The organism is Bradyrhizobium huanghuaihaiense (assembly GCF_007830635.1).
In the GTDB taxonomy this organism is placed as follows: Bacteria; Pseudomonadota; Alphaproteobacteria; order Rhizobiales; family Xanthobacteraceae; genus Bradyrhizobium; species Bradyrhizobium huanghuaihaiense.
The window spans coordinates 96,687-110,561 of sequence record NZ_VLLA01000004.1; the positions used below are offsets into that span (position 1 = coordinate 96,687).

The 13,875-nt window shown below is 64.9% G+C and carries 15 protein-coding genes; 10 read left to right on the forward strand and 5 right to left on the reverse strand.

From position 1 onward, the window contains the following. Entirely contained in the window at window positions 1-1,257 is a 1,257-nt protein-coding gene (locus IQ16_RS10940; RefSeq protein WP_018643695.1) for a GTP cyclohydrolase II, read from the reverse strand. Window positions 1,258-1,631: 374 nt separating this feature from the next. Between IQ16_RS10940 and IQ16_RS10945 the strand changes: the two genes are divergently transcribed. The 3 genes from IQ16_RS10945 to IQ16_RS10955 are packed head-to-tail and all read left to right on the forward strand — an operon-like array spanning window position 1,632 to window position 4,557. Next, on the forward strand, window positions 1,632-2,759 hold the full coding sequence (locus IQ16_RS10945; protein WP_018643694.1) for a threonine synthase: 1,128 nt from the start codon (window positions 1,632-1,634) through the stop codon (window positions 2,757-2,759). A gap of 9 nt (window positions 2,760-2,768) precedes the next feature. Beyond that, the gene (locus IQ16_RS10950; RefSeq protein ID WP_018643693.1) at window positions 2,769-3,422 is read left to right on the forward strand and encodes a helix-turn-helix transcriptional regulator; all 654 of its coding nucleotides are present in this window, start codon (window positions 2,769-2,771) and stop codon (window positions 3,420-3,422) included. Further along, complete coding sequence (locus tag IQ16_RS10955; RefSeq protein ID WP_018643692.1) at window positions 3,406-4,557, forward strand: alanine racemase; 1,152 nt, start codon at window positions 3,406-3,408, stop codon at window positions 4,555-4,557. Before IQ16_RS10950 ends, IQ16_RS10955 begins: the two co-directional genes overlap by 17 nt. Window positions 4,558-4,614: 57 nt before the next feature. Here the strand turns inward: IQ16_RS10955 and IQ16_RS10960 are convergent, their stop codons facing one another. Together IQ16_RS10960 and IQ16_RS10965 are read right to left on the reverse strand one after the other, a co-directional pair. Further along, window positions 4,615-5,430 carry a DUF2927 domain-containing protein gene (locus IQ16_RS10960; RefSeq protein WP_020607915.1) on the reverse strand — a complete coding sequence of 272 codons (816 nt, stop codon included), beginning with the start codon at window positions 5,428-5,430 and terminating at the stop codon, window positions 4,615-4,617. A gap of 210 nt (window positions 5,431-5,640) precedes the next feature. Further along, window positions 5,641-6,219: a L,D-transpeptidase gene (locus IQ16_RS10965; protein ID WP_018643690.1), complete on the reverse strand. Its 579-nt coding sequence runs from the start codon at window positions 6,217-6,219 to the stop codon at window positions 5,641-5,643. Window positions 6,220-6,306: 87 nt separating this feature from the next. Between IQ16_RS10965 and IQ16_RS10970 the strand changes: the two genes are divergently transcribed. The 4 genes from IQ16_RS10970 to IQ16_RS10985 all read left to right on the forward strand — a co-directional run bounded on the left by IQ16_RS10970 (window position 6,307) and on the right by IQ16_RS10985 (window position 9,727). Continuing rightward, on the forward strand, window positions 6,307-6,537 hold the full coding sequence (locus IQ16_RS10970; protein WP_080648076.1) for a hypothetical protein: 231 nt from the start codon (window positions 6,307-6,309) through the stop codon (window positions 6,535-6,537). 46 nt (window positions 6,538-6,583) lie between these two features. Then, a complete protein-coding gene (locus tag IQ16_RS10975; protein WP_018643689.1) occupies window positions 6,584-8,131 on the forward strand; it encodes an acetolactate synthase large subunit in 1,548 nt (515 codons plus the stop codon). Window positions 8,132-8,319: 188 nt separating this feature from the next. After that, entirely contained in the window at window positions 8,320-8,838 is a 519-nt protein-coding gene (locus IQ16_RS10980) for a hypothetical protein (protein ID WP_018643688.1), read from the forward strand. Window positions 8,839-9,133: 295 nt separating this feature from the next. Next, a complete protein-coding gene (locus tag IQ16_RS10985; protein WP_018643687.1) occupies window positions 9,134-9,727 on the forward strand; it encodes a hypothetical protein in 594 nt (197 codons plus the stop codon). 148 nt (window positions 9,728-9,875) lie between these two features. Here the strand turns inward: IQ16_RS10985 and IQ16_RS10990 are convergent, their stop codons facing one another. Next, on the reverse strand, window positions 9,876-11,414 hold the full coding sequence (locus IQ16_RS10990) for a peroxidase family protein (RefSeq protein ID WP_018643686.1): 1,539 nt from the start codon (window positions 11,412-11,414) through the stop codon (window positions 9,876-9,878). Window positions 11,415-11,748: 334 nt separating this feature from the next. Continuing rightward, window positions 11,749-11,982: a DUF3551 domain-containing protein gene (locus IQ16_RS10995; protein WP_018643685.1), complete on the reverse strand. Its 234-nt coding sequence runs from the start codon at window positions 11,980-11,982 to the stop codon at window positions 11,749-11,751. Window positions 11,983-12,252: 270 nt separating this feature from the next. On the opposite strand from IQ16_RS10995, the gene IQ16_RS11000 reads away from it, so the two are divergent. The 3 genes from IQ16_RS11000 (at window position 12,253) to greA (ending at window position 13,849) form a co-directional block, all read left to right on the forward strand. Beyond that, complete coding sequence (locus IQ16_RS11000; RefSeq protein WP_026311790.1) at window positions 12,253-12,585, forward strand: hypothetical protein; 333 nt, start codon at window positions 12,253-12,255, stop codon at window positions 12,583-12,585. 238 nt (window positions 12,586-12,823) lie between these two features. Beyond that, window positions 12,824-13,309: a hypothetical protein gene (locus IQ16_RS11005; RefSeq protein WP_018641679.1), complete on the forward strand. Its 486-nt coding sequence runs from the start codon at window positions 12,824-12,826 to the stop codon at window positions 13,307-13,309. A 57-nt stretch (window positions 13,310-13,366) separates the two neighbouring features. Continuing rightward, entirely contained in the window at window positions 13,367-13,849 is a 483-nt protein-coding gene (greA, locus tag IQ16_RS11010; protein WP_018641678.1) for a transcription elongation factor GreA, read from the forward strand. Window positions 13,850-13,875: the final 26 nt, after the last annotated feature.

Genomic DNA, 13,875 nt, shown 5'->3' on the forward strand with positions numbered 1-13,875 from the left:
TCAGTATTTTTCCAGCGAGCGCCCGACCACGCCGTCGACGTCCTTCTCGGGCGCGATATCGGTCGAGTAATAGCCGGCGGCCTTCTTCGCGGCGATCTCGACATAGGCGTCGGCCGGGATCAGCTCCGGCGGGATCGGCACGCGCTCGACGATGTCGATGCCTTGCGAAGTCAATGCGTCGTATTTCATGTCGCTCATCGAGAGGAAGCGGTCGATGCGCTTCAGGCCGAGCCAGTGGATGGTGTCGGGCATGAGCTGCTGGAAGCGCGCGTCCTGGACGCCGGCGACGCATTCGGTGCGTTCGAAATAGGCCGCGGCGGCGTCGCCGTCCTCCTGACGCTTGCGCGCGTTGTAGACCAGGAATTTGGTGACCTCGCCGAGCGCGCGGCCCTCTTTCCGGTTGTAGACGACGAGCCCGAGCCCGCCCTCCTGCGCACCGCGCGCGGATTCCTCGATGCCGTGGATGAGGTAGGGCCGGCAGGTGCAGATGTCGGAGCCGAACACGTCGGAGCCGTTGCACTCGTCATGCACGCGGCAGGTGATTTTTGTGCGATGGTCCGGCAGTTTTGTCACATCGCCGAACATGTAGACGGTGGTGCCGCCGATCGGCGGCAAGAACACCTTCAGGTCCGGCCGGGTCACGAGTTCGGGGAACATGCCGGCGGTCTGCTCGAACAGCGTGCGGCGCAGCTCGGTCTCGCCGGTGCCGAAACGCGTCGCAAGGCCCGGCAGGTACCAGACCGGATCGATCGCGATCTTCACCACCGAGACGCTGCCATTGGCGTGCACCACCTCGCCGTCGGCGCGCAGGCGTTTTGCCGCCAGCGCCTCGCGGATCTCCGGCAGGTCGAGCCGCGCGCGCGTCACCGCGATGCTCGGGCGGATGTCGACGCCCTCGGCGATGTCCTTGCCGAAATTCTCCGCGACGAGGTGCCCCCAGGGATCGAGCGCGACGATCTTTGCGGGATCGCGCCACTGCTCGAACGGGCCGATGGTCGCGGCCGGAAAGGTGTTGGTGAGATCCGGGCGCCGGATCGGGTCGAGCGCGCCGGCGGAGACCGCGAGCGCCCGGTACATCGCATAGGACCCGCCATGGCTGCCGATCACGTTGCGATCCCCGGCGCGCGACACCGTGCCGATGATCGGCCCGCGGGCGCGCGCGTCGGCTGCCCCCCAATGGATCGGAAAGGCGGCCTTCCGGCCCGGCTCCGGATGGGAGGTCAGGCGGATGTGGTCGGTACGGTTCGCGCGGCTCATGTCCAGGCTCCCAAAAAGCCAACGGCCCGCCGCTTGGACGGGCCTGGCTCGCTTGCGTTACGGGTGCAGACCACCGGCGGCGCAAGCTCAATCCAACATATTGTAGCGGCAAGGCACGACAGACAAGTTAATCGTGCTGCGCGGGCAGGGCCGCTCGCGGCCAAATTCCCGTCATCGACCGGCAGGTCCGGCTCGCGCGAAGGCCACCTCGTCGCTCCGGCAGAATTCTGCCGTTCGACCTGAGGATAGATCTAAGGATTTGAAATAATTTTACTTTTTCTGGTTTCAAGGGGTTGCCGTGACGATTGCCGAGGCTAGACGAAACGTATATAATCAGACAATTCGTATAGATTGCCTCTGCCCCGGAGCTCGCCATGCCCGCCGCCAGCTACATCGATCCCCGCAACGGAAAGCTCTATTCCCTTGACCAGCCGCGCTGGTGTTCGGACGAGCGCACGCCGCTGCTGGTGACGCCGGGCGCGGGGATATCGCGCGAGGATATCGACAGCCGGACGCGCTCGCTCTGGCGCTACCGGGCGGCGCTGCCGGTCGAGATCGCGAACCCGATCACGCTCGGCGAAGGCTGCACGCCGCTGGTCCAGCAGGGCTGGGGCGAGCTGCGCCCGTTGTTCAAGCTCGAATGGTTCAACCCGACCGGCAGCTTCAAGGACCGCGGCTCCTCCGTGATGCTGTCCTTCCTGCGCCAGATCGGCGTGGACGCCATTCTGGAGGACTCGTCCGGCAATGGCGGCTCGTCGATGGCGGGGTTGGGCGCTGCCGGCGAGATGCGGGTGAAGATTCTGGCGCCTGCCTCGACGTCGCCGGCCAAGATCGCGCAGGTGCGCGCCTATGGCGCGACGGTGCAACTGGTCGAGGGGCCGCGCGAGGAGTCCGAGGCCGAGGCCATCCGCCAGTCCACCCAGACCTTCTACGCCAGCCACAATTGGCAGCCGTTCTTCCTCGAAGGCACCAAATCGCTCGCCTATGAAATCTGGGAAGACCTCGGCTTCCGCGCCCCCGACAACGTCATCGTCCCCGTCGGTGCCGGCAGCAGTCTCCTTGGTTGCGCCTTCGGCTTCCGCGAGCTCCTGAAAGCCGGGCAGATCGCGAAGCTGCCGCGTCTGTTCGCGGCACAGCCGCAAAACTGCTCGCCGATCGACGCAAGCTTCAAGGCCGGTGTCGACACGCCTGTCGCGCGCGAGGTCAGCAAGACCATCGCCGAGGGCACCGCGATCAAGAATCCCCTGCGCCTGCGCGAGATCATCGGCGCCTTGCGCGAGAGCGGCGGCGGCACCGTCGCGCTCACCGAGGATGAGATCGTCGCCGCGCTGCGGCGTCTGGCGCGGCAAGGATTGTTTGCCGAGCCGACCAGCGCCAGCGCGGCCGGGGCACTCGAAAAACTCTCGGCCGCCGGTGCCATCAAGGCAAACGAGACTACGGTCGCGGTGCTCACCGGCACGGGCCTCAAGGCCGCGACCACCGTTGCCGATCTCGTGCAGTAGGACCGAGTGATGAGCCGCAGCAAATCAGCAGCCCCGGGCAAGTCCGCAGCCGAGCGAAAACTGCTGTTCGATCAGTTGCAGCAGATTGCGCAGGGGTTGGGAGAGACTCTGGCCCCGTTCTGCGAAGTCGTGCTGCACGATCTCACCGACCCCAAACAGGCGATCGTTGCCATTCATAACAATCTGTCGGGACGCAAGGTCGGCCAGCCCGCAACCGAGCTCGGCCTTGCCCGCATCGCCGACCCCGATTATGCGCAGGTGATTTCGAACTATGCCAACAGCTTTGCCGACGGACGGCAGGCCAAGAGCACGTCCATCGGTATCAAGGGTGCGGATGGTTCTTATGTCGCTGCGCTCTGCCTCAACGTCGACCTGACGCTGTTCCAGGGCTTGCAGAGCGCAATCGGCCAGTTTGTCAGCGTCGATGCGCAGAACGGCCCGCGCGAGTCGCTGAGCCCCGTGGGTGCGGACGCCATCCGCGCCCATATCGACCAGTTCGCCGCGCGCCGTGCCACCACGCCCCGCGCGCTCAACACCGAGGATCGCCGCGCGCTGCTGCGCGAGTTGCGCGACGCCGGCTGCATGCAGGTACGTCGATCCTCGGACATCATTGCGGCTCATCTCGGAGTGTCGCGTGCCACGGTATATGCCGATGCCCGCTAGTGCAGGCTTGCTGGCTCTGGAAACGCCCTGTCTGCTGCTCGACGAGCAGCGGCTCCGCGCCAATGTCGCGCGGATGAAGGTGCACCTCGCCGGTCTCGGCGTGGCCTTCCGCCCGCATCTGAAGACTGCAAAATCACTGGAGGTCGCGCGCATCGCGATGACCTCTGCCGCGGGGCCGGCAACGGTCTCGACGCTGCGCGAGGCCGAATATTTCGCGGCCGGCGGCGTCCGCGACATGATCTACGCCGTCGGCATCGCACCTGCGAAGCTCGCGCGCGTCTCTGCCATCCGGGCTACCGGCGCCGATCTCGCCGTGATCCTCGACAGCATCGAACAGGCCGAGGCCGTCGCCGCGCATGCCGCGAGCAGCGGCGATGCCATCCCGGTCCTGATCGAGGTCGACGCGGACGGCCATCGCTCCGGCGTTGCGCCGACCGACGCGGCAGCGCTGGTCGCCATCGGCGAGCGCCTGGCCTCGGGCGGCGCGACCTTGCGCGGCGTGCTGCTGCACGCCGGCGACAGCTACGCATTGAACGATCCCGCAGCCATCGCGGAGGCGGCGGAAGCGGAACGCATCTCCGCCGTGACTGCCGCGAGCGCCTTGCGCAGCGCGGGTCTGCCCTGTCCCGTCGTCAGCGTCGGCGCGACACCGACCGCGCGCTATGCGCGCGACCTGACCGGCGTCACCGAAGTGCGCGCCGGTGTCTTCATGTTCGGTGATCTCTATCAGGCCGGCGTCGGCTCGGTGACGATGGACGATCTCGCGCTCTCCGTGCTTGCCACCGTCATCGGCCACCAGAAGGCAAAAGGCTGGATCATCGTCGACGCCGGCTGGATGGCGCTGTCGCGCGATCGCAGCACGGCGAAACAGGCGCTCGACCAGGGCTATGGCGTGGTCTGCGATCTCGCTGGGAAACCGTACCCGGACCTCATCGTCACCGATGCCAACCAGGAGCACGGCATCGTCGGCTTGCGCAAAGGCTCGCATGCCGCGCTGCCCGACCTGCCCATCGGCTCCCGCGTCCGCATCCTCACCAACCACGCCTGCGCGACCGGCGCGCAATATGATCGCTATCAGGTGCTGGACCGGGAAGGCGGAGTGAGCGCGGTCTGGCCGCGGATCAATGGCTGGTAGGACGGGCCTGACGTCTGGAGGAGACGCTGCGCTTACCCTCCAGGGAAGGGCAAGCGCTCACTCCCTCAGGTCATTCACCCGCTTCACCCACGCCCTGACGTCCGCGAGCACAGCGGGCAGCACGGCCTTGACCTCCGGCACGGTCATGCCGGGCTTGATCCGGGGGTCGTAGAGCAGATTGAGGATGTACTGGTCGTAGACGTCGAAATAGCCCATCGAGACGTTGTCGTTGAACATCGTCCACGGCACGCTCGCGGTGTCGTTGATGGGCCCGAGCGATTGCAGGAGCTCCTCATAGGCGCAGTCGAGGAAGGTGAAATCGCCATTGTCGACGGTGAGGATGACGTCGGAATGCTCGATCTCGAAATTGTCGTTCTTGCGGAAGCCGGACAGGCACTGCGGATCGAGCGAGGAGCGGATCTCGCGCGCCTTCTCGACGCCGTAGAAGCTGGTGAGGGTGCGGAACAAATCGCGGTCGCGCACCAGCTTCACCCGCACATTCGCCGCCTCGCTGCTGTCGATCATGGCGATGTCGAGATGCTGCACGCGCTTGCCGATGTCGGCGACGACTTTTGCCAGCTGTGTCTTGCGGTCGGCGCGATCGCTCTCGGCGAACACGCGCACCGGCCCGTCGAACTTGCGGATGCGGTCGACGCGGCCGGCGAGGTGATATTCGGCACCGAACGCGGTCTTGAGAAAACCCTCGACGATCTCGTTGTCGGTAAAGCTCTTCTTCTCGGCGCGCTGGCGCGACGCGATCGCGGGCAGTTCGCCCGCGGCGGCCATGGTAGCGGTGTCAGGCACGCAGGTGAGCGTGGCGAGCGCCAGCAGGGCGATGCGAAGGGCAGCCGAGGGCAGGTCCAATGCGCTCATCGTTGTGCGACGCTGCCGTATTCGCGCCGCGCACACAAGACCGCAAATTCACGCGCCCTGCGGGTTCCTGCTGTGGCTCGTTATCCAGGCGCACTGCCGTAGGGTGGGCAAAGGCGCGCAAGCGCCGTGCCCACCATCTCACCGCGATCGCGTCACCGAAGTGGTGGGCACGCCTTCGGCTTTGCCCACCCTACGAGAGTTTGCGCTTGGTTAGTTGTTGAGCACCACCACGGTGGTGCCGACCGAGACCCGGCTGTAGAGGTCGGTGACGTCGTCATTGGTCATGCGGAAGCAGCCCGAGGAGACCGCCTGGCCGATCGTCTCCGGCTCGTTGGAGCCGTGGATACGGTAAAGCGTCGATCCCAGATACATGGCGCGGGCGCCGAGCGGGTTCTCGATGCCGCCCTTCATGTGGCGCGGCAGGTCCGGGCGGCGGGCCAGCATCTGCGAGGGCGGCGTCCAGGCCGGCCATTCCTTCTTGGCGGTGATCCTGTGCACCCCGCCCCAGCGGAAGCCGTCGCGGCCGACGCCGATACCGTAGCGCAGCGCCTGGCCGTTCTGGAGCACCAGATACAGCCGCCGCTCGGACGTATTCACCACGATCGTGCCGGGGGCGTAATTGCCGTTATACATGACGGTGGAGCGGGGGATCGGGCTCGCGCCGCCGCGGAAGAAGTTCGGGCCGCCGCCCATGATGTCGCGGGAGTCGAACTCCTCGGCGAGTGCGCCGCCGGCCGTGGCGGTCAAAAGTGCGATGGCGGCAATCGGCGCGGCAAAAAACCGGATCATTGTCTCCCCCGGAAAAAAATCGATTCAACGAACGTCAGAGGCCATATTTGCGAGGGTTTCGCAAGCCACGGCCCCGTGAGGCAGGCCATGCTTAACGATTGGCGTTACCAAATCGGCAACCGGGCCAATTTGCCGCAAAGCGTCAGAGCGTTTTCAAGCGAAGTGGATACCGGTTCGCATAAAGAAAACGCGTCAAAACAAGAATCTAATGCCCCGTTCCGATCCCATCGGAACGGGGCGTTAGCCAAGCCGCCGCGTCGCCGCGCGGGGCAGGGCCGCAACGGCCGCTATTGCTTTGACGAGGCCTGCGAACAATGATTGATCGGACGGATCACTGGAAATCGCCGGTAGCGGGAGCAAAAGAATGAATGGTGCGGAAAGCCTGGTGCGGACGATGGTCAAGGGTGGGGTCGACGTCTGCTTCACCAACCCCGGCACCTCCGAGATGCATTTTGTCGCGGCGCTCGACCGCGTTCCCGGCATGCGCTGCGTGCTCGGCCTGTTCGAAGGCGTGGTGACGGGCGCGGCCGACGGCTATTACCGCATGAAGGGCCTGCCTGCCTCGACCCTGCTGCATCTCGGTCCCGGCCTCGCCAACGGCCTTGCCAACCTGCACAACGCCAAGAAGGCGAATTCCGGCATCGTCAACATCGTCGGCCAGCATGCCGTCTACCACATCGACTACAACGCGCCGCTGACCTCCGACATCGAGGGCCTGGCCCGGCCGATGTCGTCCTGGGTCCGGACCTCGCCGAATTCCAAATCCGTCGCCGCCGACGGCGCCGCGGCGATTGCCGCCGCCAAAAGCGCCCCGGGGCAGATCGCGACCCTGATCCTGCCCGCCGACACCGCCTGGAACGAGGCCGACGGCATCGCCGAGGTGCCGGCCGAGCAGCAGCGCGCCAGCTATTCGCCGCAGGCGGTCGAGCGGGCCGCCAAGATCCTGCACGGTGACGGCGAGGGTACGCTGCTCCTGATGACCGGCAGCGCGCTGAGCGAACAGGGCCTGGCGCTGGCCGAGCGCATCGCGGGCAAGACCGGCTGCACCGTGATGGGCCCGACCTTCCGCCCGAAGATGGCGCGCGGCCGCGGCCGCTACTCGATCGACCGCATCCACTACGTGATCGAGAACGCGCTGCCGATGCTGGCGAAGTTCCGTCACATCGTGCTGGTCGAGTCCGACGATCCCGTGGCCTTCTTCGCCTATCCGAACAAGCCGAGCATGCTCAAGCCCGAGGGCTGCGAGGTGCATCGCATGACCTCCTGGGGCGAGAATTCGGTCGCCGCGCTCGAGGCGCTGGCCGGTGCCGTGAAGGCGAGCGCGAAGGACGTCAAGCCGCAGGCCTTGGCTGAACTGGTCAAGCCGACCGGCGCGCTGAATTTCGCCTCGATCGCGCAGGCGATCGCCTGCGCGATCCCCGAGAACGCGATCATGGTCGACGAGTCGCTGACGACCGGTCGCGGCTTCTTCCCGCCGACCGCGGCGGCGGCTCCGCACGACTGGCTGCAGAACATGGGCGGCTCGATCGGCTTCTCGACCCCGCTCTCGATTGGGGCTGCGATCGCCTGCCCGGACCGCAAGGTCATCACCATGGTCGGTGACGGCAGCGCGATGTACACGATCCAGTCGCTGTGGACCCAGGCGCGCGAGAATCTCAACATCGTCACCATCGTGTTCGCCAACCGCATCTACCAGATCCTGCGCGGCGAGTTCGACAATGTCGGCGCCGGCGAACCCGGACAGCGCGCCAACGACATGCTCCGCCTCGACCGGCCGACGCTGGACTTCGTGGCACTGGCCAAGGGCATGGGCGTCCCCGGCCGTGCCGTCACCAATGCCGACGAGTTCAACAAGGCTCTGGCTGAAGCCGTCGCCGAGCCCGGGCCGCGGCTGATCGAAGTCCAGATGTAGGTTGGTTGACCAAGTTCTCTCCCCACGTCGTCCCGGCGAAAGCCGGGACCCATAACCCCAGGGAGGGGTTTGGCGAAGATTCGGGGGCCGGTACGCGCACCGCGCGCACTCGATAGACCTCGCGGTATGGGTCCCGGCTTTCGCCGGGACGACACTGAGAGTGAGGCGCGCGCTGCGGCGGAGGCACGATGCAGACCGAGCTGAACAAGGTGATCGCGGCGCTCCAGGACTTCTATGCCCACGAAGGATTTTTGTTCGAGAAGGACATCGGCGAGCGCGCGATCACGCATCGCTTCGCCGTCTATCTCGAACGCCAGTTCTCGGGCTGGGCCGTCGACTGCAATTACGACCGGCTCGGCGAGCGCACGCTGCATCTGCCGCACGGCACCATCATCTCGACGGACGACCATCTGGGCAAGTCGATCTACCCCGACGTCGCCGTGCACCAGCGCGAGATTCCCAACAACCTGCTCACGGTCGAAATCCGCAAGGCGAACAATCACACGCCGCTGGACCACGACCAGCACAAGCTGCGGGCGCTGACCGACGTGCATGTCTGGTTTCCCTACTGGATCGGCGTGCTGCTGGTGCTGGACAAGCAGCACGTGACGCTGTCGGAAGTCTATGTCAGCGGCCTCGTCGACGACTCGATGTCGCGCTGGTTCGCAGCGCGGCTGGAGGAGAATGGATTAGGGGCCGCGCATTAGGGCGTGTGCTTTCAAGCGTCGGATATCGAGGACAAGGCGGGAGTCGCCCGCCTGACCAACAACGACTGCTGATGACCCGATTGAGACATCCTCTTCACAGTCGAGCGATGAAGAACGCGGTCCGTCGGCTGAGCGATCCAAGGCCCATGTACGCCCAAGACGGAGTACCACCATTTTTCCATCGCGATTGGCGGGCCACGAGGTTGTTACCGCCTTGTTGGAAATGGCAAAAACGCTCACCCTCGGTTAGGTCAGCTCATTCCGACACCGCATTGATGAAAAGCCAGGAGGGAACATGCGCAAATCTGTCCGTAGTACCTTCGTCGCCGCGCTGGGTCTTGCCTTTCTCGGTGCAGCACTCGGACCAATTGCGGCAGAAGAGCCTTACAAGGCTCAACTCGACGCGTTGCGCAAATCGCTGGAGAAATACCAGGACTACAAGGTAGCCGTGCGCGACCGCTACCTCTCGACGGTGGGCTGCGTGCATTATTCTGGCGAGAAAATACCGCACCACATGGAGTATGCCAAAGGCGCTATGGGAGTGCACTTTGTCAATCTCACGGTGCGAGGCGCTCCCGATCCGATGAAGCCCAACGTCCTGATCTACGAGCCCGTGGGCAAGGAATTGAAGCTCGTAGCTGTTGAGTGGCTGGTGCCTCTAACGGCGGATACCACGCAGCGTCCCTCTCTCTTCGACCAACCCTTTATGGGCCCGATGGAAGGACATGAGCCGCTCATTCCAAAGGAGTTTGTGCATTATGATCTGCATGCCTGGTTGTTCAAGGACAACCCGCTCGGCATGTTTGCGCCCACCAACCCGAATGTTAGCTGCGAGGGCTATGACTTTTCCCTGCTGGAAAAGCCGACCATGATGATGCCGGGCCCATAAGCCAATCGCGAGGTCAGCTTCTGGCCCAAGGCCGACATGATGCATGTCGTTTTCAATGTCGCTTTCAAAGAGCAAACCGGACGCGACTGGCGAGTACAAGGCCGCCCGCGTGACGCGAGCGGCCCTTGCATCGTCTTCCGTCCCGCGCTCAATGCAGCGGATCGCCCTGGCCGAGCGCGTAGGCGACGAGGTCCTTCAGCGCAAAGCTTGGGCCCGTCACCGGCGTCCATTGCGGGTCGAGCGACAGCACGGAGGAATTGTCGCCGAACAGCATGCCGAGGAAGACCTCGGCCACGATGCGGCCGCCGACGGGGCCGAGCTGCGGCGTGTTGATTCCGCCTGCCGGCGCGCCGGTAGCCGGAATCGTCACGGCGATCTGGAATTGCCGCGCCTCGGCCAGGATGTAGGTCCACAGCGGGCAGTTGCCGGCGAACACGCCGTTCGCGATGGTCGCGATGGGCGCTTGCGGATCGTCAGGGCCGGGCTCGTCGACGGCCTTGCCGATGATGATCTGATCGTCGGTCAGCGGCGTCAGGTTCATCGCCCTGGCGACAGCCTGGCCCGAGGGCAGGCCGAGCCGCCAGCCGCGCTCGAGATTGCGCAGCGCCAGCGAGGCCGGATTGGATGCGACCTCCGGCGGCAGCTTGCGCAGCGGATCGACCAGCGATGCGTCGATGCGATAGGCGAACTGCAGCCGGCGCTTGTTGTCGGGATTGGTGTCGTCGTCCTCGACGCCGTAAGGCCGCGTGTCGAGATCGATGAAGCGGCCCCAGTCGATGGCGCGTCCCGGGCCCATGGCACGAAATCCCGTCAGTGCGTTGTGATCGGGATTGTTCGGATCGGGGAAGATCTGCAGCAGCATGTTGTCCGCATCGTTCAGCCGGTAGCCGGGGCGGATCATGGAGTGGCCGAGCCTATAGGCCGCGACCGAGAACTCGACCGGCATGAACGGATAGGTCTTCCAGTGGTAGTTGGCGAGCTTGCTGCGGTCGTAGTGCCCCGAGGTCTTCAATTCGTCCAGCACGCTGGCGTGGACGATGCGCGGCAGGAAATCGTTCAGCACGACGTATTGATAATGGAAGCGGACGCGCTGCTGCACCTCCTCGAACGACAGGCTGTCATTGTCGTCGACCATGCGGTTGTGGAAGCGCAGCATCAACGCCTGGAACTGCGAGACGATGCTGTTCTCGTCGTTGCGGGGATCGCCGATCAGCGCGCGGCCCTTGAAGCGCGGCAGGTCGTGGGTGTCGGCCACGCCCGTGCCGCTCAGCTTCTCGCCGAGGCGGAACTTGTTGCCGTCGTACATGTAGGGCTGGTCGTTCGGCCCGCGGCCGTAGACGTTGTCCAGGTCGAATGACGGCGTGCGGAAGTCGACGAGCCCGTCGGGATCCTGCTGCCTGGTCAGCGAGCTGACCGGATCGAAGGTGATGTCGTGGTCGATGAACTGGCCGAAATAGGTGTAGAGCGAGGGAATGCCGCTCTCCTCCGCGTCCGGTCCGTCCTTGGGCTCATCGAACTTGCCGACCATCTTGTCGGCCAGCGCCGAAAGGTTGGCGATGTTGGCGGAGTCGCTGGCGCCGAATTTTGCCGGAGTGAGCTTGCGAAACATGCGGCCGAAGCGGCCTTGCGAAAGCGGCGAACGGGTTGCGTTCAATCCGCGCGGAGCAATTGCGTGGCGGCTGCTCATTGAAAACACCTCCCTGAAAAAGTCACGACGGAACGAATAAAGCTAAAGTTGTTTGCAGCAGAATATGCAGGCGAAGCTAGATCAGGGATTTTGGCGCGCCACAAGCCGCGGCTTCACACTGTGCGCGGTGTCGATGCTGTTCCGAAGCGGAGGGGTGCGGGCAAGCTGCGGTCGCGCTTTGCAAATTTTTCCCGAAGCGATGACGGATAACATTCTCGTCATCGGTGCGCGCGAGCCGCGGGTGCGATGTCGACTCGCCGGGCCGTCGGCGCGGCGATCGTCTTCACGTGAAAATTGTGGCGGCGCGCGTGATCGCGCGCACGCCGCAACCACATCAGTAGTAGCGCTGCCGCGCGAACGCGTAGCGCGGATTGACGCCGCAATAGGCCGACGTGCCGGAGGCGGAGGCCTGACACTGCTGATAGGTCGCGAACTGGCAGTTGCCGGGATAGCCCCAGATGCGGCCCTGCAGGCAATATCTGTCGGGTGCGGGCTGGGCCTGGGCCGTCGGGGCCATCGCGGCCATCAGGGCCGCGAACGATGCGAGGGTGAGGATGGTGCGACGCATTTCAGTCTCCTTCGAGAACGGTGGGATGAGGAACACCAGCTCAACTTGCGTGTTCCGCGACTTGTCCGACACTTAGTCGTGCTCGTCTTGGTGTCCGCAGTGGGCACCGCGTTCAACATACGCCTATGATGAGGCAAGCCGCGGCGAGTAATGTGATCTCGGCCACAGTTCGCCACCTGCTTTCGACTTACCGTCGGCGGACTTGCACGCGCCTCTCCCGAAAGCTTACGCTTTTCCTCATTTGGGTCAGGTCAATTTTTGGAGGTTCTGATGCAAAGTTCGTATTTGCTGGCTGCGACAGCAGCGCTGGCGCTTCTCGCGCAATCATCGCTCGCGCTGGCGCAGAGCGCACCGGCCGCCGGCGGCACCGCGGCGCCTGCGGCGACAACCACTGCGCCAGCCGCGACGACGGCGCCGGGCGCGACCACCGATACCAGCCAGCCATCCGACTCCAAGAAGAGCGCATCGAAGAAGCCGGCAAAGAAGAAGATGACCCGGCAGCAGGAGATCGATCATTCGATCGACAGCGGCACCGTGCCCGCGCGCTACCGCAGCTCGGTCCCGAAGCAGTACCAGCAATATATTCCGTTCGAGAAGCAGTGACGGATTGCATGACCTTCATGGTTCGAGACGCCCGCGGGCGGGCTCCTCACCATGAGGGCCTGACATCTCGCCGCAAGACGTAACCTCATCCTGAGAGCCCGCCGCAGGCGGGCGTCTCGAAGGATGGACCGCAGGCGAGCTGGCCTGGTCAAGCAAAGGCGGACTGCATAACCATTGTGGCGGTCTGCCGGAGCGGTGCTAAAGTACGTCAAAGCCGAAGGGCGTGCCGGGGGACGTAATGAGCGACGACGTGAAGGATGCTGGCCTCGTGGCCATGATCAGCAGCATCCTCGGAGGCAACAAGCGCGCAGACATCGTTGCTCCGCCGCCGCTCACCGAGGTTCCACCGACGGCCCCGACGCATGCATTCGAGCCGGTCGCGGCGTCGAGCCCCGATGCCGAATCGCCCAAGCCCGACCATGCGACCAATGCCGCGCCCGCGGCAACCGAGCCGGCCGAACCGCCCGTAAAGATCGTCACGACGCCGGACGGCAGGCAATTGCTGCCGGCGGAAGCGATTGCCGATCTCGTGCTCGGCGAGCTCCGCAAGATCGAGGATTTCCCGGCGACCGGCGCTTCCGTGACGGTCTATGGTTACCGGCACTGGAACGCGATGATCACCTTCGCGCCGTTCTCCACCAGCTTCCAGAACGCGACCCGGTTCCGCCAAGCGATGCCGGATCTCGTCGTCAAGCTCCGTCGTTTCGTCGCACTTGAGATATAATCCGGGCTAACGGCGGCGTGTGGCGCCGCGACCAGACAGTTCGACAGGATTCTTGAATTGAGCGTCGCCTTTACCAAGGAAGAAAGCGCCGAGACCGCGTCCGAGACGCTGTTGCCGGATCGCCCGATCTCGCCGCATCCGAACCTCGTGACAGAGGCCGGCCTGCAGGCCTTGCAGATGCAGCTCCAGCAAGCGCGCGAGGCCTATGAGGCCGCACAAGCCATCGACGACGTCAACGAGAAGCGCCGACAGTCGGCCGTGCCGTTGCGCGACGCCCGCTATCTGACGGAACGGCTGCGCACGGCGCAGGTCATGCCCACCCGGACCTCGACCGACATCGTCGCCTTCGGCAGCACGGTGACCTTCAGCCGCCCCGACGGCCGCGTGCAGACCTACCGCATCGTCGGCGAGGACGAGGCCGATCCGAAGGCCGGCTCGATCTCCTTCGTCTCGCCGGTCGCGAGGTCGCTGATGGGGAAGGCGGTGGGGGACGTCGTGGGGACGGGCACGCAGGAGATCGAGATTGTATCGATTGCGTAAGATGGCTCCCGCCGTGTCCGTGACAC

Coding starts and splice junctions, on each gene's coding strand:
- IQ16_RS10940 (WP_018643695.1), bottom strand. CDS start 1,257: ATGAGCCGCGCGAACCGTACCGACCACATCCGCCTGACCTCCCATCCG.
- IQ16_RS10945 (WP_018643694.1), top strand. CDS start 1,632: ATGCCCGCCGCCAGCTACATCGATCCCCGCAACGGAAAGCTCTATTCC.
- IQ16_RS10950 (WP_018643693.1), top strand. CDS start 2,769: ATGAGCCGCAGCAAATCAGCAGCCCCGGGCAAGTCCGCAGCCGAGCGA.
- IQ16_RS10955 (WP_018643692.1), top strand. CDS start 3,406: ATGCCGATGCCCGCTAGTGCAGGCTTGCTGGCTCTGGAAACGCCCTGT.
- IQ16_RS10960 (WP_020607915.1), bottom strand. CDS start 5,430: ATGAGCGCATTGGACCTGCCCTCGGCTGCCCTTCGCATCGCCCTGCTG.
- IQ16_RS10965 (WP_018643690.1), bottom strand. CDS start 6,219: ATGATCCGGTTTTTTGCCGCGCCGATTGCCGCCATCGCACTTTTGACC.
- IQ16_RS10970 (WP_080648076.1), top strand. CDS start 6,307: ATGCTTAACGATTGGCGTTACCAAATCGGCAACCGGGCCAATTTGCCG.
- IQ16_RS10975 (WP_018643689.1), top strand. CDS start 6,584: ATGAATGGTGCGGAAAGCCTGGTGCGGACGATGGTCAAGGGTGGGGTC.
- IQ16_RS10980 (WP_018643688.1), top strand. CDS start 8,320: ATGCAGACCGAGCTGAACAAGGTGATCGCGGCGCTCCAGGACTTCTAT.
- IQ16_RS10985 (WP_018643687.1), top strand. CDS start 9,134: ATGCGCAAATCTGTCCGTAGTACCTTCGTCGCCGCGCTGGGTCTTGCC.
- IQ16_RS10990 (WP_018643686.1), bottom strand. CDS start 11,414: ATGAGCAGCCGCCACGCAATTGCTCCGCGCGGATTGAACGCAACCCGT.
- IQ16_RS10995 (WP_018643685.1), bottom strand. CDS start 11,982: ATGCGTCGCACCATCCTCACCCTCGCATCGTTCGCGGCCCTGATGGCC.
- IQ16_RS11000 (WP_026311790.1), top strand. CDS start 12,253: ATGCAAAGTTCGTATTTGCTGGCTGCGACAGCAGCGCTGGCGCTTCTC.
- IQ16_RS11005 (WP_018641679.1), top strand. CDS start 12,824: ATGAGCGACGACGTGAAGGATGCTGGCCTCGTGGCCATGATCAGCAGC.